The sequence below is a fragment of the Kushneria indalinina DSM 14324 genome (assembly GCF_003385845.1).
GTDB classification, from domain to species: Bacteria; Pseudomonadota; Gammaproteobacteria; order Pseudomonadales; family Halomonadaceae; genus Kushneria; species Kushneria indalinina.
The window spans coordinates 687,745-706,406 of the sequence record NZ_QRDJ01000006.1 but is presented as its reverse complement, the minus strand read 5'-3'; the positions used below and the strand labels follow the sequence as shown (position 1 = coordinate 706,406).

Annotated in this window: 17 protein-coding genes, 1 tRNA gene and 1 pseudogene; 12 read left to right on the top strand and 7 right to left on the bottom strand. The window is 58.3% G+C overall.

Features of this window, described 5'->3' with window-relative positions:
- The first annotated feature begins 220 nt into the window (after positions 1 to 220).
- The 3 genes and pseudogenes from C8D72_RS17320 (at position 221) to C8D72_RS17820 (ending at position 1,943) form a co-directional block, all read left to right on the top strand.
- Positions 221 to 1,027, top strand: a complete 807-nt coding sequence (locus C8D72_RS17320; RefSeq protein ID WP_147301495.1) for a hypothetical protein — start codon at positions 221 to 223, stop codon at positions 1,025 to 1,027.
- Between the two features lie 94 nt (positions 1,028 to 1,121).
- Positions 1,122 to 1,313 carry a hypothetical protein gene (locus C8D72_RS17825; protein WP_425453244.1) on the top strand — a complete coding sequence of 64 codons (192 nt, stop codon included), beginning with the start codon at positions 1,122 to 1,124 and terminating at the stop codon, positions 1,311 to 1,313.
- Positions 1,300 to 1,943 (top strand): annotated as a pseudogene (locus C8D72_RS17820) (SMP-30/gluconolactonase/LRE family protein). The gene C8D72_RS17825 and the pseudogene C8D72_RS17820 overlap by 14 nt, the downstream one beginning before the upstream one ends.
- Here the strand turns inward: C8D72_RS17820 and C8D72_RS17315 are convergent.
- The 3 genes from C8D72_RS17315 to C8D72_RS03235 form a co-directional block, all read right to left on the bottom strand.
- Positions 1,883 to 2,278 carry a hypothetical protein gene (locus C8D72_RS17315; protein ID WP_147301494.1) on the bottom strand — a complete coding sequence of 132 codons (396 nt, stop codon included), beginning with the start codon at positions 2,276 to 2,278 and terminating at the stop codon, positions 1,883 to 1,885. The pseudogene C8D72_RS17820 and the gene C8D72_RS17315 overlap by 61 nt on opposite strands.
- Before the next feature lie 161 nt (positions 2,279 to 2,439).
- Complete coding sequence (locus tag C8D72_RS17815; RefSeq protein ID WP_211308752.1) at positions 2,440 to 2,715, bottom strand: Arm DNA-binding domain-containing protein; 276 nt, start codon at positions 2,713 to 2,715, stop codon at positions 2,440 to 2,442.
- A 279-nt stretch (positions 2,716 to 2,994) separates the two neighbouring features.
- Positions 2,995 to 3,079: transfer RNA gene (locus C8D72_RS03235), tRNA-Leu, on the bottom strand.
- Positions 3,080 to 3,491: 412 nt separating this feature from the next.
- On the opposite strand from C8D72_RS03235, the gene C8D72_RS03230 reads away from it, so the two are divergent.
- The 4 genes from C8D72_RS03230 to C8D72_RS03215 are packed head-to-tail and all read left to right on the top strand — an operon-like array spanning position 3,492 to position 4,610.
- Complete coding sequence (locus C8D72_RS03230) at positions 3,492 to 3,704, top strand: hypothetical protein (protein ID WP_115852952.1); 213 nt, start codon at positions 3,492 to 3,494, stop codon at positions 3,702 to 3,704.
- A 41-nt stretch (positions 3,705 to 3,745) separates the two neighbouring features.
- On the top strand, positions 3,746 to 4,105 hold the full coding sequence (locus C8D72_RS03225) for a hypothetical protein (RefSeq protein WP_115852951.1): 360 nt from the start codon (positions 3,746 to 3,748) through the stop codon (positions 4,103 to 4,105).
- A gap of 44 nt (positions 4,106 to 4,149) precedes the next feature.
- Complete coding sequence (locus C8D72_RS03220; RefSeq protein WP_147301493.1) at positions 4,150 to 4,359, top strand: hypothetical protein; 210 nt, start codon at positions 4,150 to 4,152, stop codon at positions 4,357 to 4,359.
- The gene (locus tag C8D72_RS03215; RefSeq protein WP_115852949.1) at positions 4,359 to 4,610 is read left to right on the top strand and encodes a hypothetical protein; all 252 of its coding nucleotides are present in this window, start codon (positions 4,359 to 4,361) and stop codon (positions 4,608 to 4,610) included. The genes C8D72_RS03220 and C8D72_RS03215 overlap by 1 nt, the downstream gene beginning before the upstream one ends.
- Positions 4,611 to 4,650: 40 nt before the next feature.
- Here C8D72_RS03215 and cobA read toward each other — a convergent pair whose 3' ends face one another.
- Positions 4,651 to 5,826 carry a uroporphyrinogen-III C-methyltransferase gene (gene cobA / locus C8D72_RS03210; protein ID WP_342768057.1) on the bottom strand — a complete coding sequence of 392 codons (1,176 nt, stop codon included), beginning with the start codon at positions 5,824 to 5,826 and terminating at the stop codon, positions 4,651 to 4,653.
- 74 nt (positions 5,827 to 5,900) lie between these two features.
- Positions 5,901 to 7,181: a serine--tRNA ligase gene (gene serS / locus C8D72_RS03205; protein ID WP_115852947.1), complete on the bottom strand. Its 1,281-nt coding sequence runs from the start codon at positions 7,179 to 7,181 to the stop codon at positions 5,901 to 5,903.
- Positions 7,182 to 7,477: 296 nt separating this feature from the next.
- Between serS and ydiJ the strand changes: the two genes are divergently transcribed.
- Both ydiJ and C8D72_RS03195 read left to right on the top strand, forming a co-directional pair.
- Positions 7,478 to 10,570 (top strand): D-2-hydroxyglutarate dehydrogenase YdiJ, encoded by a 3,093-nt coding sequence (gene ydiJ, locus C8D72_RS03200; RefSeq protein WP_115852946.1) that lies wholly within the window; start codon positions 7,478 to 7,480, stop codon positions 10,568 to 10,570.
- A 108-nt stretch (positions 10,571 to 10,678) separates the two neighbouring features.
- Positions 10,679 to 12,568, top strand: a complete 1,890-nt coding sequence (locus C8D72_RS03195) for a cation:proton antiporter (protein WP_115852945.1) — start codon at positions 10,679 to 10,681, stop codon at positions 12,566 to 12,568.
- Positions 12,569 to 12,668: 100 nt separating this feature from the next.
- On the opposite strand, the gene C8D72_RS03190 is transcribed toward C8D72_RS03195, so the two are convergent.
- Positions 12,669 to 14,228: a BCCT family transporter gene (locus tag C8D72_RS03190; protein WP_115852944.1), complete on the bottom strand. Its 1,560-nt coding sequence runs from the start codon at positions 14,226 to 14,228 to the stop codon at positions 12,669 to 12,671.
- Positions 14,229 to 14,486: 258 nt separating this feature from the next.
- Between C8D72_RS03190 and C8D72_RS03185 the strand changes: the two genes are divergently transcribed.
- Both C8D72_RS03185 and cobO read left to right on the top strand, forming a co-directional pair.
- Positions 14,487 to 15,707, top strand: coding sequence for a NupC/NupG family nucleoside CNT transporter (locus C8D72_RS03185; protein WP_115852943.1), 1,221 nt, complete (start codon positions 14,487 to 14,489; stop codon positions 15,705 to 15,707).
- 45 nt (positions 15,708 to 15,752) lie between these two features.
- Positions 15,753 to 16,361, top strand: a complete 609-nt coding sequence (gene cobO, locus C8D72_RS03180) for a cob(I)yrinic acid a,c-diamide adenosyltransferase (protein WP_115852942.1) — start codon at positions 15,753 to 15,755, stop codon at positions 16,359 to 16,361.
- Between the two features lie 38 nt (positions 16,362 to 16,399).
- Here the strand turns inward: cobO and C8D72_RS03175 are convergent, their stop codons facing one another.
- The gene (locus C8D72_RS03175) at positions 16,400 to 17,500 is read right to left on the bottom strand and encodes an ABC transporter substrate-binding protein (protein WP_170140484.1); all 1,101 of its coding nucleotides are present in this window, start codon (positions 17,498 to 17,500) and stop codon (positions 16,400 to 16,402) included.
- 282 nt (positions 17,501 to 17,782) lie between these two features.
- Here C8D72_RS03175 and C8D72_RS03170 point away from each other — a divergent pair, with 282 nt between their 5' ends.
- Positions 17,783 to 18,550 carry an SIMPL domain-containing protein gene (locus tag C8D72_RS03170; protein WP_170140483.1) on the top strand — a complete coding sequence of 256 codons (768 nt, stop codon included), beginning with the start codon at positions 17,783 to 17,785 and terminating at the stop codon, positions 18,548 to 18,550.
- Positions 18,551 to 18,662 lie beyond the last annotated feature (112 nt).

Here is an 18,662-nt window from a genome sequence, read left to right as displayed (position 1 = left end):
ACCCCACTGAATAATCAGGAGCTGCAGCCAATACCTAGTGTATCAGACTCGAGATCAAGCTGAGTAGATTTGACAGACTGGAAAAGTGAGGCAATAAAAATTAAACATTTAAATTTAGATTTACCTTCATTAAAAATGCATCATGGATCGAAGTTTAAAGTCGAACTGCTGTATAAAAACCAAAACTATACGAATCTTGTGGCTATAGGAAGCTATTAGAATGTTGAACAACTTTTCTGACACAAAACAAAATATAGCTAGTGGTGTGACATCTATAATTTTTCCTAAGATTGATTTTTTCCCTGTGATGATCTTGAGTTCGAGCCATACAGATCACTCCTATACTACTACCAAACAGGTCAGGGATATCACTTCCGATATAAAAACACCTGACGGAGAAGGTGTGAGTATAAAAAGCTTTCATCACAGGGACGAACGACAAATAATTAGATATAAAAATCTTCTCACTCAAAAAGAAGGCGTATTAAAGCTCAACAACGAGTCAATTGACGTTTTTGAAAAACAAAAGCTTTGTCTGGGCGTCGATTCCAGGGACGGATATCTTGAAGTTTACCATAACTACAATACTGGAGAAATTTTTAATATGGGAAGAAGTTTGATTACCAACTCCAAGGAAAAAGAGTTTTCTAAAACTGTTGCTATAGAAGGTTTCTTAGTGGGCGCAATACCTCTGCTAAACATATTAGGGGCTTGCTTTAATCCACTTATTTTGCGCGGCAAAACAAACACCTTGACAGAGCAAAATTGTTATAAAGGGTTATACATTAAACTATTCTTGCTGTGGATTTTAATATCCTGCGGGGTGGTTTTAGCTGGGTACCTTAACGTTGAAGCTGGTTTTTTAACGAATGGCAAAGCTGCTCTTATAGCTTTATTAATTTGCGGGATATTAAGCTCGATCACCTCGATTAGAGTTCTTGAAAAATATACAAGTGCAAACTGGGGCATACGAAGATCGATTGAAAGTCAGTTGCATAAAGCTGCGGAAGAGTTTAACCGTTATTGAATAATTTAACTTCTAAATATTCTACAACGTACATTGGCGCCACGGCAGCTTGATTAAAAATAATATTTAATCAAGCTGCCGAGTAAACGGCGAGTTGCTTGTAGGGATCGGCTGTCATGTCGAGCTGGTCGGTAAAAAGGGGGAACACCAACGCATTGCGACAACACCCCATGCTCAGGAGGGCTACCGACTCAACGATGCACGCCTGGACCCTTCAAATCGTCTATGGGTTGGCTTGATGTATGAAGGGGCTACGGTAGGGCTCAAGCTATCTGTATCGTCTTGATCCGGACGGAGTGTGGCACACGATCGATTCCGGGTGCACTTTAATTAATGGGATCGACTTGAGTCCTTACAGGCAAACACTCTACGTCACGGACTCGCGATGCGGATGCATCTACGCCTGTGATCACGATCCCTTTTCTGGTGACGTCAGTCACCGACAAATGCTTATCGGCCCCCCACGGATACAGGCAAGCCTGATGGATTACTGATTGACCGGGAGGGAGCGCTTCTCATTGTGTTTTTTGATGGGGGAGTCATCGTCCAGATATCGCCGAAAGGAACGATCATGCGACGGATCAAGCTTCCGGTCCTGCGCCCTACAAGCTGTTCTTTCGGCGATGGCGACCAATATCTGTACATTACTTCAGCGCGGTTAGGTCTATCAGAAAGCGAACTTGCAGACAGGTTCGCGTCAGGAGCATTTGCTCAGGATCGACTATGCCGAGATAAATTGAGACTTGCGCACAAGCTGACGGACGGGATGTCCCCAAGGAAAAGCCCACTCACCGGAGCGGGCTTTTTAGTGGAAGCGCTATCCGCCCGGGCTGGTGCCGGCACGTCCATGAATCATTATGCCGATTCGCCCCCCGGCAAGGCATTCAGAAGGACCTCGATACTCTTGATCTTGTAGTCGTACTTAACCTGGTCCTGACTGTTATCGCTCGACTCTTCACAGATGACATTGTCACCTTCCTTCACCGGTCGTTTGAGCTGGAAATCCAGCTCAGTGAAGGTTCTGTCATTACCGCCCCACTCTATCTCGAATACAGGCGCGCCACGGTCAGGAACAGGTGTTAAAAGGACCGGGTACATATGGAGCCCGTCACCATAGTTATCCTTCACGTGCCCATAGCTATCCTCTTCACAAATACAACGGTCGCCATCAAGGAAAACCACGATCTCAATGTATTTGTCTTTATCTTCACATCGGCTCATTCTGATTTTGGCAAGCTGCTGGCGGATCATGATCTCTCCTTGGTAATGGGAAGCGCACTGGTCGGAAAACTCGTCAGCGCAATGTGGTAAAGCGTCTATCTAGCTTGTTGAATGAAAAGGGGTGCGCAAATACCTATTCTAGCAATGTGTTCAGCAGCCTTAAGGCCATGGTGATACCGGCCCGCATCAAGCTATGCACGAGACTGAATTTTCACACAGAACCTGGTCTTAAGCGCACGGTTAACCCGTTTTCTTGGCATTACATCCGAAATCGTCTGGAGGCAGGACCGACTCCGTGCTGTCGTGACGATATCGACGCCGTTGGCAGCCATCGCGCTAAGATCAAAGGCCTCTTTGCGAGCCGCTTTACCAGCTCTATTAGGAAAACCACCGAGACCCAGCCAAGAACAGCGTCCATCCGGGCGCTTGAAACGCAGCTCCCATGATTTTGAGCTGTTGGCCTTCACACGAAAATATAAATCCTATCCATCGAGCTCCCGGTAGTCTTTATCCTCGGGTTCAAGGGAATTTAAAGTGATGTCCGCCAGCGGCCGGCGCTTGTCTGTGAGCGCTTCATACAGTGATTTCATGACTTTTGTATGCCTAACTGGAAGCATACACACAGGCATACACGAAGAGCTATTCTAAAGGCGCTTTTGAGGATGACGTTAGAGGAAAGAGATTTGCTACAGACTAGGCCCCATGGGGGCTGGAGGGTATGTCAGAAAATGTACAAGTAAAGCAGATGGTGCGGAAGGAGAGACTCGAACTCTCACGCCTTACGGCACTGGAACCTAAATCCAGCGTGTCTACCAATTCCACCACTCCCGCGAGTGCGGCGTATTGTACGCATTGCACCATGGCAGTCAATCAGCAGAAGTATTTGCGTGATCGTTTCGTGGATTCCGGGCAAAGAAAAGCCCCTCGAAACGAGGGGCAAAGAAACCCAGAAGGATGTCTTGCACTAACTCTGACCGCGGCAGTCGGGATTGGTTCCATGAATCGTGAATTAATCCCGAAAATCATTTTTGCCCCATCACATCCCTGCTCATCGCGGCCTTTTCTCTCACATTTCCCGGATATTAGCCCAGCCTTAAATCGATGGATTTCCAGGCTATTTACCAATACAGGTCAGCCTGTACACCCCGCTACATTATGCTAGAGTCCGCGTCGCATCGCCGGCAGGGAATGCCATCGATGGCGTGCACCGCATATTAATATCCATACTGACAAGGGAAATGTCATGAACTCAACCACCTTGCGCAGTGGACCGCGCTGCCCCGAATGCAATATCACCCTTTCCTGGCCCGGGCGTACTCCGGACCACCACGAACTGCGCTGCCCCAATGGGCACTATATCTGCACCATGCAGGAGTTTCGTCAGGCCGCCTTTGATCTTGCCATGGCCGAGGAATTTCAACTTCACCAGGCGAGGATGACCCGCAAGGCAGGCTAGTCTCATTGCTGTAAGTCGTGCCCGATCAGAGGAGCGTCAGCATGCGTTATTATCGCGTTGGTCTTCTTTCATTGTCTGTCGGCCTAATACTGGCCATGGGCACGTTGCAAAGCGTTGCAGCATCACAGGAGCGCGCCGGTAGCGAAGCACAGCAACGCTTCGAGCGCGCCCAGCAGCACTCCCGCATTCAATCCGGTGAATCCAGCGTCAATCGTCAGAAATCCAGCCTGCGCAACCAGCAGACGACTTCTCGTGGCGAGCGCTCACTACAACAGCAGCAGCTGCGGCAATCACAGCGCAACCTGAGAGAGGAAAAGCGCAGCTACCAGCAGCGCAACACGACCTCGACGCCTCGCTCATCCAGCGCGACGACCGATCATCGCGAGAGTGACGTTCGTTGATATACTGTCATGAACCTGTACCGTTCTCGATGGAGGACCCCGCGATGACCAGTGCCCGCTATCCGGAACATCACACCCCCTGTCAGCCATGGGCATCACGCTGGGTTGAATCCTCTCTGGCGTGTCCTGACGAGGCGTGGAACACGTTCGATTCCGCACACCGTACTGCCTTTATCATTTTGCGCGTAACACGCCCGGAGATGGGTGAGGAGATATTGATTGATTCACTGATTCAGGCGCAGATGGTGTCGTGATGTCTCAGCAGGATAATGGTGCCACGACGGATGAGAGCGCAGAAGAGACGATGCCGATGGGGTATCGCTCGCTGCGTGATCCGCTGCCTTCCAACCGTCGTTACCGCAATGTGCTCTGGTATGAACGCTTCAACTGGCTGATGCTGACGCTGTTTGCCCTGTTCAGCCCCATCATGCTGGCTCTGATCATCAGCTATATGCAGAACATTCCCCTGCCCTTTCCGCTGCCCGACTTCTCCTTCCTGCGCTGACGGCGCGACCAGCGCAGCTTTCCGGCGCGCATTGATCTGATCAGCGACTGTCGGCCAGCGGCAGCGGCGAGGGATGCTTGCCGCTTTCCCAGCCCAGGCTTCTCGCCGTTTGCGTGGCAAACCAGCCCAGCGTGTCATGCAGGGTCACGACCTCTCCGACGATAATCAGGGTGGGCGGCGCCGCTTTCAGATCCGCCAGCCGCCTTGGCAGGTCTTCGAGCGTACCGGTATGCAGGCGCTGCCTGGCCGTTGTGCCCTGTTCTACCAGTGCGATGGGCGTTGACGCTGACAGACCGTTTTGAATCAGCTGCTCGCAAAGGGTGTCCAGCGTCCCCAACCCCATGTAAAAGACCAGGGTCTGGCCGGGTGCCGCCAGTGTCTGCCAGTCAAGATCGCAGGTGCCATTACGCAGATGACCGGTGACAAAACGCACCGACTGGGCATGATCGCGATGCGTTAGCGGAATGCCGGTATAGGCCGAAATCCCCGTGGCCGCCGTAATTCCCGGCACGACCTCAAAGGAGAGCTGCGCATCTGCCAGTGCCTGCAGCTCCTCGCCACCACGACCAAAAATAAAGGGATCCCCCCCTTTCAGGCGCACGACGCAGTAACCGCCGCGCGCCCAATCCACCAGAGACTGATTGATCCCTTCCTGCGGCACACTGTGTGCCGAGCGGGCCTTGCCGACATACAGGCGTCGCGCCTGCGGATTGGCAAGCGCTAGGATTTCCGGGCTGACCAGTCGGTCATGAATAACGACATCTGCCTCCTGCAGTCGCTCCAGCGCGCGCAGGGTCAAAAGCCCCGGGTCTCCCGGGCCGGCGCCGACCAGCGAGACATGGCCACGCCGCAGGGCATTGGGCGCCTCGGGCGCCAGTGCCTGAGTGCGCGCCGGCAGGCGCACGGTAGACAGCTCGGGACAGGCAGGCACATACACGCCAATGCCAAGCTGATGTGCCCTCTCTGCCCAATGTGCATCCTCGCTTGTGATACCGGTGGCCACGATCCAGAGCTGGCCGGTCTGCGGCATGGCTGCAACGCAGTGCCAGCCCTCTTCACGCGCCAGCGCGCTCAATGCAGGCATCATCTCGCCGTGCAGGGTCAGGGCCAGTTCAAGCCCGCGAAACTGGCGCGCCAGCGTCAGGGCGGCCTGACCGGCACCGATCAGATGAGCATCCAGATGACGAGGATCAAACTGAAGAGAAAGCAGTTCCATAAGCGCGCTCTGCAAATTGTCGTTATCGATTGATGATAAAACGCGCCGGCACCTGCATGCCGACGCGCTCGGCATCACGACTGATTAATGCGCTCTACACCGCCCATCCAGGGGCGAAGGGCGTCGGGGACGGTGATCGAGCCATCGGCCTGCTGATGGTTTTCCATCAGTGCCAGCAGACAGCGCCCGACCGCCAGCCCCGAGCCGTTAAGCGTGTGCACCAGTGACGGCTTTTTCTGCCCCTGACCGCGAAAGCGGGCATGCATGCGACGCGCCTGAAAATCTTCCGTATTGGAGACCGATGAAATTTCGCGGAAGGTATTCTGGCTCGGCAGCCACACTTCAATATCGTAGGTCTTGGTCGCACCAAAGCTCATATCGCCGGTACACAGCGTGACCACACGATAGGGAAGCTCCAGCGCCTGCAGAATCGCCTCGGCGTGGCCGCGCATCTCTTCAAGCGCTTCATAGGAATGCTCGGGATCCACGACCTGCACCATCTCGACCTTGTCAAACTGGTGCTGGCGAATCATGCCGCGGGTATCACGGCCATAGGCACCCGCCTCACTGCGATAGCAGGGGGTATGCGCGGTCATGCGAAGCGGCAGCCTTGCACCGTCAATAATTTCGTCGCGGACGATATTGGTCAGCGGCACCTCGGCGGTCGGAATCAGGTAGTACTCCTGATCGCCTTCCAGCTTGAAGAGGTCATCGCCGAACTTGGGCAACTGCCCGGTACCGAAAAGCGAGTCGCGATTGACGATGTAGGGCACGGCCACTTCTTCATAACCGTGCTCGAGCGTCTGTTTATCGAGCATGAACTGTGCCAATGCCCGATGCAGCCGTGCAATGGGCCCCCGCATGACGGCAAAGCGAGACCCGGTAATTTTGGTGGCCAGTTCAAAGTCGAGATAGCCGTACATGCCACCCAGATCGGTGTGGTCGCGCACGGTAAAGTCAAACTCGCGCGGCGTACCCCAGCGGTGCAGCTCGACGTTGTCTTCCTCGTCCTGCCCATTGGGGACACTCTCATGCGGCAGGTTGGGGATGGCGGTGGCAATCTCCTCGAATTCAGCCTGCACCTGAGCGAGTTCACGGCTGGCGCTGTCGAGTTCATCGCCCAGATTGCCGACGCTTGCCAGCAGCGGCTCGATATCCTCACCGCGTGCCTTGGCCTGCCCGATCTCTTTTGAGCGGGTATTGCGCTCGTTCTGGAGTTCTTCGGTACGGGTCTGAAGCTCGCGACGGCGTGTCTCCAGCGTTCGGACCCGGTCAACATCAAGGGCATAGCCGCGGCGGGCAAGGCTTGCGGCAACGCTGTCAGGGTCGCTGCGCAGCAGTTTGGGATCGAGCATGACTATCCTGTCGGTTCGTGACAATAATGTCCGTCAATCGCGCGCGCACGATGCGGAATCAGGAAAAGGAACATATTGTAAAAAATAACGCTGCCCGACACTATTGGCCGGCAGCCAGCCACGACACTTTATCTGCCGCAACCGCATGACTGCCAGTGCATTATGCGCATACCGAACCACGATGGCGACAGCCGCCTGCCCCGCCGTGAGACAGTACATGCACACCGCCTGCTGCCCGAGCCGATGACGCAGCACAATCGCACGCTTTCGACAGACCACAGCCGCAAGACTTGATCATGACCGAACAGCTTAAGACCCCAGCGCTCGAGCAGTGCTATCAGCAGTTTCTTGACACCCTTGAGGCTCGCGGCTTCAAGGGCGATATCGCCGCAGATGATGCCAACCGCATCGTCCTGGCCACCGATAACTCGCTCTATCAGCGCCTGCCCCGGGCCGTGGTCTATCCGCGTGACGCCGATGACATTACCCTGCTGGCCGGGCTCGCCGGCGAAGAGGCGTTCGCCGAGGTGGTGCTGGCCCCGCGCGGCGGCGGCACCGGCACCAACGGGCAGTCTCTGACCGATGGCCTGGTGGTGGATGTCACCCGCTATATGCATCACATCATCGACATCGACGTGGACAATCGCCGCGTGCGCGTTCAGGCCGGCGTGGTCAAGGACCAGCTCAATGCGGCCCTCAAGCCTTTTGGGCTTTTCTTTGCCCCCGAGCTTTCGACCTCCAACCGCGCCACCATCGGCGGCATGATCAGCACCGACGCCTGCGGCCAGGGCTCGCGCGCCTATGGCAAGACACGCCATCACGTGCTCGAACTGGATGTTGCCCTGGTAGGCGGCGAGCGTTTTGTCAGCCGGCCGCTTGATCACGCCGCGCTTGAAGCGCAGTGCGCCCGCACGGACCGTATCGGTGAGGTGCACCGCTGTGCGCGTGAGATCATCGATACCCGTCAGGAACAGATCAAGCGCGTCTTTCCACCGCTCAACCGCAGCCTGACCGGCTACGATCTGGCCCACCTGCGCACCGAGGACGGGCGTTTAGATCTCAACAGCGCGCTGTGTGGCAGCGAAGGGTCGCTGAGCTTTCTAATCGAGGCCACCCTCAACGTGCTGCCGCTGCCGAAATATTCGGCGCTGATTAACGTACGCTATTCGGGCTTCATGGATGCCCTGCGCGATGCCCGCGCCCTGATGGGCAGCGATGACAGCCCGGATGCCCCCACCTCGATCGAGACCATCGATGACCGCGTGCTGATGCTCGCCATGGAAGACATCGTCTGGGATGGCGTGGCGCAATACTTCCCGGCCGGTGAGGAAGGCGCCGCACCGGTGCGGGGTATCAACCTGGTGGAGTTCAACGACAACGATGAGGCATCACTCCAGCGTCGTGTCGAGCGCTTCACACAGGCGCTGGAAAACAACCGAGACGTTGAGCGCCTGGGCCATACCATTGCCTGGGGCCGCGAGCGTATTACGACGGTCTACGGCATGCGAAAGCGCGCCGTGGGGCTTTTAGGCAACGTGCGTGGCGAGAAGCGCCCGATTCCGTTTATCGAGGACACGGCCGTACCGCCCGAGCAGCTCGCCGATTACATCAGTGAGTTTCGCGCCCTGCTCGACAGCCACGGCCTTGAATACGGCATGTTCGGCCATGTGGATGCCGGCGTGTTGCATGTCCGCCCGGCCATCGACATGAAGGACCCTGCGCAGGCGGCCCTGATTCGCCCGCTCTCCGATGAGGTCGTCGCCCTCACAAAGCGCTACGGCGGGCTTTTGTGGGGCGAGCACGGCAAGGGCATTCGTTCGGAATATACCCCGGCCTTTTTTGGCGACCTGTATCCGGCCCTGCAGCAGCTCAAGGGCGCCTTCGATCCGAGAAACCAGCTCAACCCCGGCAAGATCGCCACGCCGCCGGCAAGCGATGCCACCCTGCTCACCGTGGATGGTGTTACCACACGCGGCGAGCTCGATCGCACCATCGACGAGCGGGTCTGGCAGAGTTACCAGAGCGCGGTCTACTGCAACGGCAATGGCGCCTGCTACAACTACGACCCCAACGACGCCATGTGCCCGTCGTGGAAGGCCACCCGTGAGCGCATTCACTCGCCCAAGGGGCGCGCCAGTCTGATGCGCGAGTGGCTACGACGCGAGCAGGCAGCCGGCCATGATGTACTGGCCGAGGCACATGAACTGCGCCAGGCCGGCACGATCCAGCGTCTTAAAACGCTGCCGGCACGACTGCGACGTACGCTCAAGGGGGATGATCGCTTCTCCGATGAGGTCCACGAGGCCATGGCCGGCTGTCTAGCCTGCAAGTCCTGCGCCGGGCAGTGTCCGGTACGGGTCAACGTGCCGGATTTTCGCAGCCGCTTTCTGGAGCTCTATCATGGCCGGCGCATCAGACCACTGCGCGATCATCTGATTGGGCGCATGGAAACCCTGATGCCGCGGCTCAAACCGGTAGCGCCGCTGTACAATTTCCTGCTGCGCCAGAAGTTGGTACAGCACGTCATGGCGCGCGGGATCGGCATGGTGGACGCCCCGACCTTTTCACACAGTGACTTTCACAAACAGCTCCACGCCTGGGGCATTGCCGAGGCGACCCCGGTCGCGCTCGGGCTTTTAAGCGAACAGCAAAAGGCGCGCAGCGTCGTGCTGGTACAGGACGCCTTCACCTCCTGGTTTGATGCCAGTGTTGCCCGTCAATTTGTCGAATGCCTGAGCCTTTTGGGGATACGCGTCTTCGTGGCGCCCTATCTGCCCAACGGCAAGCCCATGCACGTGCAGGGCTTCATGGGGGCATTCACAAAAACCGCACGACACCAGGCCGAGCAGCTTCGATCACTGGCCCGTCTTGAGGTGCCGCTGGTCGGTCTCGATCCGGCCATGACCCTGACCTACCGTCAGGAGTATGTCGACGCGCTGGGCCAGGACGCCGTGCCCGAGGTGCTATTGCCCCAAGAATGGCTGCTTTCCATGGCGGGAACACTGGCGCCGACATCAAATGACGCGTCATCGAAGTCGAACGTTCGCTATCGACTTTTGAGTCACTGCACCGAAAAGACCAACGCCACCGGCAGCGCCAGGGCCTGGCAGCAGGTCTTCAGCGCCTTTGGCCTTGAGCTTGAGCTGGTGCCCACGGGCTGCTGCGGCATGTCCGGTACTTACGGGCATGAGGCGCGCAACCTGGAAACGTCGCGCATCATTTACAGCCAGTCCTGGCAGCCGCTTGTGGAATCCGGTGAAGACAATACCCGGCTGCTGGTGACCGGCTACTCCTGTCGAAGCCAGGTCCGGCGCTTCTCCGAGGTCACGCTCGAACATCCCATGCAGGCCCTTTTGTCGCACCTGCGTCATCACAACGCGTCACTGTGACGATCAATGGCCGCCACCTTAAGGCGGCCACTTTCACTCCCCATTGCAACGGCCATCGCCTGCGTCTAGGCTGCGCACCCTTATCGACCCCTATCGGAATCTTCCTGCATGGAACACGCTGCGCTCTATCTGGCCCTGATCGGCCTGCTGTCCCTGATGTGTCAATGGGCGGCGTGGCGGGTTCACCTGCCTGCCATTTTGCCTCTTTTGATTGTCGGCCTGATCGCCGGGCCCGTCACCGGCTGGCTGGACCCCGACGCCATTCTGGGCGAGCTGCTGTTTCCGCTGGTCTCGCTCTCTGTGGCAGTAATTCTCTTTGAGGGCAGTCTTACGCTCAACTATGAGGATCTGCGCGGCCATGGGCGCACCGTGATCCGCCTGATCACCTGGGGGGTGGTCATTACGGGGCTGATCGGCACCGTGGCCGCCTGGTGGCTTCTGGACATGCCGCTCGAGATTGCCGCCGTTCTGGGCGGGCTGCTGGTCGTGACCGGGCCGACCGTGGTGATTCCGCTGTTGCAGACGCTACGCGCCAAGGCCAATCTCTCCCAGATCCTGCGCTGGGAAGGCATCCTGGTGGACCCGGTAGGCGCCCTGCTGGCCGTTTTGATCTATGAATTCGTGGCGCTGGGTCAGGAAAACGGGGCGGCATCCCATACCGTGCTGCTGTTTGGCCAGACCGTCGGTCTCGGGTTCGGCCTGGGCGCGCTGGGTGGCTGGCTCTGGGGGCTTATTCTGCGTCATCACTGGCTGCCGCAGCGGCTGCATAACTTCGGCACCCTGATGATCATGCTGACGCTGTTTGCCGGCTCCAACGCGCTGTTTGAAGAGTCGGGGCTTTTGACCGTGACCGTCATGGGCATCTGGATGGCCAACATGCGCGGGATCCCTGTGCGACCGATCATCGAATTCAAGGAAACGCTGACCGTTTTGCTGGTCTCGGGGCTGTTCATCCTGCTGGCCGCGCGCATCACCACCGAGCAGCTGATGACCCTGAACTGGCCGGCCTGGGTGTTTCTGGGCGTGCTCATGTTTGTGGCCCGCCCCATTACCGTCTGGGTCTGCACCATCGGTACCGAGCTTCACTGGCGTGAAAAGGCCCTGCTGGCCTGGCTGTCGCCCCGCGGCATCGTCGCCGCCGCGGTAGCCTCGCTGTTTGCCATCAAGCTCGAGCAGGCCGGCGTTGAAGGCGCCGAGATGCTGGTGCCCATCACCTTTCTGGTCATCATCGGCACCGTGGTCATCCAGAGTCTCTTTTCAAAGCCCATCGTCAAGGCGCTCAAGGTCAACGAGCCCGAGCCCACCGGCTTTCTCATCATCGGTGCCAACCCGGTCGCTCGCGCCATTGCCAGCGAGCTGATGACGATGGGCTGGACCGTACGCCTGACCGACACCAGCTGGGACGCCGTTCAGGAAGCACGCATGGCCGGTCTGCCGGTCTACTACGGCAATCCCCTGTCAGAGCATGCTACCCAGCATCTGGAGCTGACCGGTATCGGTCGCCTGCTGCCGCTGTCTCCCTACCGCGAGCTCAACAATCTGGCGGCACTGCACTTTGAGCACATGCTCGGCCATGGCAATGTCTTTCGACTGGCCGAAGAGTCGAGCAAGCATGCCAAGCGACAGCAGGATCGTGCGCTGGGCCATCTGCCGCGGCTTTTCAATGACGAGGCCACCTTTGCCAAGCTGGCAAGTCTGGTGGCCGGTGGTGCCGAAATCCGGGTGGCGAAAATGACCGACAGCTTTGGTCTTGAAGAGTATCGTCGCATTCACGATGGCCGGCTGATGCCTCTTTTTTGTGTGGCAGCCAACGGCCGGCTGCGCGTGGTCCACACCGACGCGACCCTCGCGCCTCGAGCGGGCGAGCGCGTGATCAGCCTGATCTATCCGGACTCCCCGGAAATGCAGCCGGGCGAGCGTGAAGAGCGGGCCCGCGAAGAGCAGCGCGTGACGCCGGGACGCAGTGACAGCAGCAATCCCGGCCGCCTGCCGTCGTGATTCTGCCCGGCAAGCATCCATAACCAACTGGCCCTGCCATAAAAAAAGCCTCGCAACGCTGCGAGGCTTTTTTATTGAGGCTCAGGAAAGACCCCGTTCGTTACCCTTTGGAAGGGCGCTTCTCGGTGGCAATCCCCTGCTCACGGGCCATGGCGTAGGCCGCTCTCGGCCCGGTCCATAGCAGCGGCAGCAGCAGCAGTGACACCGGCACGGCCGCAATGACGATGACGGACTGCAGCGCACTGATGCCTCCCTGTCCCATCATCAGCAACAGTGCTGCGACCACGCCAAAGGAGATGGCCCAGAAGATACGGACAAATGCCGACGGCCTGGCATCACCGGTCACCGACATGGCGATGGCATAGGCCATGGAATCACCGGTTGTGGCCACGAAAATGGTAGTCAGCAGCAAAAAGGCCGGCACGATGATAAACGCCAGCGGCAGCTGACTGGTCACCGCCAAAAGCGCAGCAGGCAGTCCACCGGCGGTCAGGGAGTCCGAGACACTTCCCGGGTTTTGAAGCTCATAGAAGATGCCCGAGCCCCCCAGCGTGGCAAACCAGATGTTGGTGGCCACCGGGGCGGTAATGGCCAGTGCGATCACCAGCTCCCGCAGGGTACGGCCTTTCGAAATGCGCGCCACGAACATGGCCATGGAGGGCACGAAACTGATAAACCAGCCCCAGAAAAAGAGCGTCCACTGCCCAAGCCATGCTTCGTTTTCGCTGCCCCGCGTCAGCGACATGCCGACAAAGTTGTGCAGGTAGCTGGCGAAACCTTCCATCATGGAGTGCACGATGAACGTCCCCGGACCTGCCACCATGATCAGCACAAACAGCACCAGCACAATCCAGACGTTACAGTTGGAGAGCCACTGAATGCCGCGCGACAGCCCGGTGGCGGCTGAAAGCGTGTAGATAACCACCAGCCCGCCCAGAATGGCCAGCTGCAGAGTGTAGCTGTCAGCCCAGCCAAACAGCGTATTGAACGAATAGGCAAGCTGGGTGGCCAGAAAGCCGATGGGGCCGATGGTACCGGCCGCCACGCCCAGAATGCAGACAACGTCAGCCACGATCCCCAGCCAGTGGGTTTCCACCTTTTGTCCCAGAAACGGATACAGCAGTGCGCGAGGGCGCAGGCGAATGCCGCCGTGGTAATGCGCATGGATCATGACCAGCGCCGACAGTGTGCCCAGACAGGCCCAGGCGCTGAAGCCCCAGTGGAAAAACCCCTGTGCCAGTGCCGGGCCGATGGCTGCGGGTGTGGCGCTTTCCACGCCGTCAAAGGCCGGCGGCGTCGACATGAAATGATAAATGGGTTCGGCCGTGGACCAGAACACGCCCCCGCCACCCAGCAGGGCGCAGAGAATCACGGCGTGCCAGTTGAAGGTCGACATGGTGACTTCACTGTCGTTGCCGCCCAGACGCACATCACCATAGCGTGTCAGCGCCAGCGCCAGGGCAATGACAAGATTGAGCAGCATCCACAGCTGCCAGTAGGCACCAAACCAGTAGGTTGACCAGCCAAAGGCGGTATCGATCCAGCTGCTGACCGTATCGATATCGATCAGTGCGGCGGTCACAAACAGCACCAGCAGGCCGCCACTGAGTGCAAATACGATACGTTGACCGAGCACTCGAGCGGAGTCGGATGAAGACATGAAGGGGGGTCACCGTTTGATAGCAAAGCTGACCACCCTACCAATCCATCACCTTCAGGTATATTCAAATTTCAAATCCGGCCATAATTGCGCGCCGTTGTGCGGGTCCGCTGCGCCTGCCGGTGACTGCCCGTGCGCTCAGACTTCAATCTGGTAAGGTGTGCGCCAAAGCGTCCGGGCAATACGAAAGCGCCCGAGCGATACGAGAGAGCGTTGTTCCCTGGAACAATCAATAATACATACCGGGAGTTGCTGATCATGCAAATTCTGATGGGACTGGTTGGCATCGTGTTCGTGCTGGCAGTCGCCTTTATCTTTTCCGAAAACCGCCGCGCCATTCGTCTGCGCACCGTGTTCTGGGCATTTGTCCTGCAGGCCGGCTTTGCCCTGTTTGTTCTCTATGTGCCGGTGGGCCAGACCGTCCTGCTGGGAATGTCAGGTGGTGTTCAGACGGTCATCGACAGCGCCGGCGATGGCATCGAATTTCTCTTCGGCTCGCTGGCCGGCGGTAACAATGGCTTTATCTTTGCCATCCAGGTGCTCTCGGTCATCGTCTTTTTCTCCTCGCTGGTCTCAGTGCTGTATTACCTGGGCATCATGCGCTGGGTCATCAACATTCTCGGCGGCGGCATTCAAAAGCTGATGGGCACCAGCCGCCCCGAATCGCTGTCTGCAGCCGCCAACATCTTTGTCGGCCAGACAGAGGCGCCGCTGGTGATACGCCCCTTTATCGCCAACATGACCCGCTCGGAGCTTTTCGCCGTCATGGTCGGCGGCCTGGCAAGCGTTGCAGGCGGCGTGCTGGCCGGTTACGCCGCGATGGGGGTGGACCTTCAATACCTGATCGCGGCCTCGTTCATGTCAGCGCCCGGTGGCCTTTTAATGGCCAAGATGATGTTGCCGGAGACCGAAACGCCCAGACACGACACCAATGTTTCCACTGCCGAAAACGATGAAAAGCTGGCCAACGTCATCGATGCCGCGGCGACCGGTGCCAGCACCGGCGTGCAGCTGGCCCTCAATGTGGGTGGCATGCTGCTGGCCTTTGTCAGTCTGATCGCGCTGGCCAATGCCATCCTTACCGGTATCGGCGGGCTGTTTGGTTTTGAAGATCTCACCCTGCAGCTGATTCTGGGCTATATCTTCTCCCCCGTGGCCTGGCTGATCGGCGTGCCGTGGTCGGAAGCCGTGGCGGCCGGCAACTTTATCGGCCAGAAAACGATTCTCAACGAGTTCGTCGCCTTTGCCTCCTTTACCGGCTTCGAAGGCGATCTCAGCGAACACACGCGCGCCATTATCACCTTTGCGCTGTGTGGCTTTGCCAACATCTCCTCCATTGCCATTTTGATGGGCGGGCTGGCTGTCATGGCACCCTCACGGCGTGGCGATGTGGCCCGGCTGGGGCCGAAAGCGATTCTTGCCGGGACACTGTCCAATCTGATGAGCGCCTCGCTGGCGGGCCTGTTTCTATCAATGTAGGACCATGGACCACGATCATTCGCTTTCACAACAGGACACCCTGACATGAGCAACGACGACCAACGCCAGGCGCGCCATCAGCGCGCCATGGAAAAACTGAAAAGTCACGTGGATGAGCGGGTCGCCGGCGCCAGTGAAGAGCGCGGGCAGCTGCTGATCTTCACCGGCAACGGCAAGGGCAAGACCACCGCCGCTTGGGGAACGGTGACGCGCGCGCTGGGCTACGGCTATGGCGTGGGCGTGGTTCAGTTCATCAAGGGCGAGTGGGAGTGCGGCGAACGCGAACGCCTGCAGGAGGACCCGAACCTGCAGGTGGCCACCATGGGCACCGGGTTCACCTGGGAGACACAAAACCGCGAGACCGACCGCCAGGCCTGTGAAGCGGTCTGGCAGGATGCCAGAAAAATGCTGAGCGACCCGGGCGTCTATCTGGTGGTGCTCGACGAGATCACCTATATGCTGAAATTCGGCTATCTCGATATCGAGGCGGTCAGGGACGCCCTGCAACACCGCCCCGTCGAGCAGAGCGTGATCGTGACCGGGCGCAACGCCCATCGTGAGCTGCTGGCCATGGCAGATACCATTACCGAAATGCAGGAAACCCGCCATGCCTTCAACAACGGCCTGAAGGCACGACGCGGGCTCGATTACTAGGCGCAACCGCAGATACGGCGCTGCTCACCGGCGCCGTTCTACCCTTTCAGATCAACCCACAGTGTTCCCGTAAACGGGTCGCTGATGTAGTGCTCGTTGATCTCTTCAAGCGTCTGGCGGGCATCAATGTCCTGAAAGCGGTCGGGATAGCTCCATTTGGCCATCTGCTCCAGCACCAGAATATTGAGCGGTGTGTTGATCAGATGATGGTAGAGACCATGCACCCGGCCGTTTTCAACGGCGCTCAAATGGCCGATCAGGGGGCGCTCCAGAATGCGCTTCAGGGATTGAGCCGCCTCGCTTTCCTCCACGTCCGGCCCCAGCACCAGGCCATTGACCCGACGCAGGTAACCACCGCCGGTAGCGATATAGACATCGGGATCACGGGTCAGCACGTACTCGGGGTCGATCCGGCCACTCTTGCCCTTGAGCACGTCGGCGCCGATGTTGTCCACGTTCAAACGTCTGGCGAAGTGATCAAAGCTGCCCTGCCCGGGTGAATTGCAGCACTCATTCATGCCGGCATGGGCCTCGATCATCACCGTAGGCCTGTCGGTATCCGAGTCATCTTCGACTCGATCCAGGACGGCCTGACGCTTTTGTTCGTAAAAGCTGATAAAGCGCTCGGCCTGATCCTCGCGTCCCAGAAGCGTGCCCAGCGCACGCAGGCTGGGCACGGTGTCATCCAGCGGGTCGGTGGCAAAATCGATAAACACAACGGGAATGCCGGCCGCATCCAGCTGATGCATGAGTTCCTGCCCCTGGGATACCGGCACCTGCGAGCGGCTTAAAACGACCGCATCAGGGTTCATCGAAATGATTTTTTCCACCGAGATGCTGCCCGGTCCCGGCCCGTCGCCCACGATGGGCAGGTCATCAAGTGCCGGCGCACGCTGGCGATAGATGTCATAAAGCTCGGGCGATCGCTTCATGTCGCTGCCCCAGCCCAGCAGCCAGTGTGCCGGGTCCTTGTCCAGCAGCGACAGTGCAATCAACTGACGCCCTTCCGCCAGCACGATGTGCTCTGCCGGTTTGTCGAGTGTGACGTCACGGCCTTCAATATCGTGCACCGTAATATCGGCCTGCGCCGACACGGACAGCACGCCCAGCGCCAGACCGGCAAACCATTGTTTACTCACATGCATTCTGATGTATCGTCCTGACCGATCGAAAACGAGGGTTCGGGGCAGCGCCCGTCGCGCTCATCATGATCGCGTAGACTCAATGAGGCAAATCCCCCTCAAACCGACAGGCGCTTTTCTTCAACCCGGCAAGGGATGGTACGCAAAGAGCGTTGTACTTCATGCCGCAGCCTCTTTACTATCTCACGCAGTATTGGCCCCCGAGGTCATTTCCGGTCTGTCGTGAACCAGTATCGTCCTTTTCCCGCGCCGATGGCGCCCTGTGTGGAGCATCGCCCCATGCCCGTCTCACTGCGCCTTCCAGCGTGTCTGGCACTAATCGCCATGAGTCTGCCGGTGATGCCGGCTCTGGCCGCAGAGTCACACGTACCACCTCAGATCGAGGTCCAGGCCGAAGCCAGTATCGATGTGCGGCCCGACCGGGCCACCCTGAATGCGGTACTGGTAGAAGCGACCCCGCTGGTGGAGATGGGCAGCGAACGCGATGACGATGCCACGCCTCAGGCGCGTAAGCAGCTGGAAAAACGCAGCACCGCTCTGATCGACGCGCTGCGAAAGCTGGGTATTGATGATGATCACCTGCATGCCGGCAATCTGAGCGTGCGCAACGAACAGCAGCTGCAGCAACATGATCAGAATGCCCCACTGCTTGAGCGCGTGATCATCGAGCGCAATCTTGATATCGACATCAACGACCTGACATCGTTGCCCGATATCATCGATGCCCTCTTTGCCAACGGCATCGATCGTCTGGCAGGTATTCGCTATGACGTCAGCGATCGGGAAGGCGTTGAGGACAGGGCGCTTCAAAAGGCGCTGCTACGTGCTCGGCACAAGGCAGAATTGATGGCGGAGACCCTGTCCGTGACGCTGGGCGATGTCGAGCGTATTCAGGAAACCCGAGCACCGGTCTTTCGTCCGATGATGATGGCCACGGCGCGTAGTGAACAGGCCGACAGCGCCACTTACACGCCGGGCACCATCAGCGTGGATGCGGGCGTCCTGGTCAACTGGGCGCTTGGCGCGTCGTCATTCCATACGAACTGACTGCGGGGACAATTCGTCTCCCACACCCCGGCCTGACCGGCCAAAAGGCCTGCTCCGGGCCACCGGCTGGCTTCTGGAAACGGGTCTTGTGCTTCTGGGCGCCTTCCTGCCG

Excerpts from the sequence above, each read along its gene's own strand:
- C8D72_RS03230 (WP_115852952.1), top strand. The coding sequence starts at position 3,492 with ATGAACTCAACCACCTTGCGCAGTGGACCGCGCTGCCCCGAATGCAAT.
- C8D72_RS17320 (WP_147301495.1), top strand. The coding sequence starts at position 221 with ATGTTGAACAACTTTTCTGACACAAAACAAAATATAGCTAGTGGTGTG.
- C8D72_RS03170 (WP_170140483.1), top strand. The coding sequence starts at position 17,783 with ATGCCCGTCTCACTGCGCCTTCCAGCGTGTCTGGCACTAATCGCCATG.
- C8D72_RS03195 (WP_115852945.1), top strand. The coding sequence starts at position 10,679 with ATGGAACACGCTGCGCTCTATCTGGCCCTGATCGGCCTGCTGTCCCTG.
- C8D72_RS03215 (WP_115852949.1), top strand. The coding sequence starts at position 4,359 with ATGTCTCAGCAGGATAATGGTGCCACGACGGATGAGAGCGCAGAAGAG.
- C8D72_RS03190 (WP_115852944.1), bottom strand. The coding sequence starts at position 14,228 with ATGTCTTCATCCGACTCCGCTCGAGTGCTCGGTCAACGTATCGTATTT.
- cobO (WP_115852942.1), top strand. The coding sequence starts at position 15,753 with ATGAGCAACGACGACCAACGCCAGGCGCGCCATCAGCGCGCCATGGAA.
- serS (WP_115852947.1), bottom strand. The coding sequence starts at position 7,181 with ATGCTCGATCCCAAACTGCTGCGCAGCGACCCTGACAGCGTTGCCGCA.
- C8D72_RS17315 (WP_147301494.1), bottom strand. The coding sequence starts at position 2,278 with ATGATCCGCCAGCAGCTTGCCAAAATCAGAATGAGCCGATGTGAAGAT.
- ydiJ (WP_115852946.1), top strand. The coding sequence starts at position 7,478 with ATGACCGAACAGCTTAAGACCCCAGCGCTCGAGCAGTGCTATCAGCAG.
- C8D72_RS03225 (WP_115852951.1), top strand. The coding sequence starts at position 3,746 with ATGCGTTATTATCGCGTTGGTCTTCTTTCATTGTCTGTCGGCCTAATA.
- cobA (WP_342768057.1), bottom strand. The coding sequence starts at position 5,826 with ATGGAACTGCTTTCTCTTCAGTTTGATCCTCGTCATCTGGATGCTCAT.
- C8D72_RS03220 (WP_147301493.1), top strand. The coding sequence starts at position 4,150 with ATGACCAGTGCCCGCTATCCGGAACATCACACCCCCTGTCAGCCATGG.
- C8D72_RS03185 (WP_115852943.1), top strand. The coding sequence starts at position 14,487 with ATGCAAATTCTGATGGGACTGGTTGGCATCGTGTTCGTGCTGGCAGTC.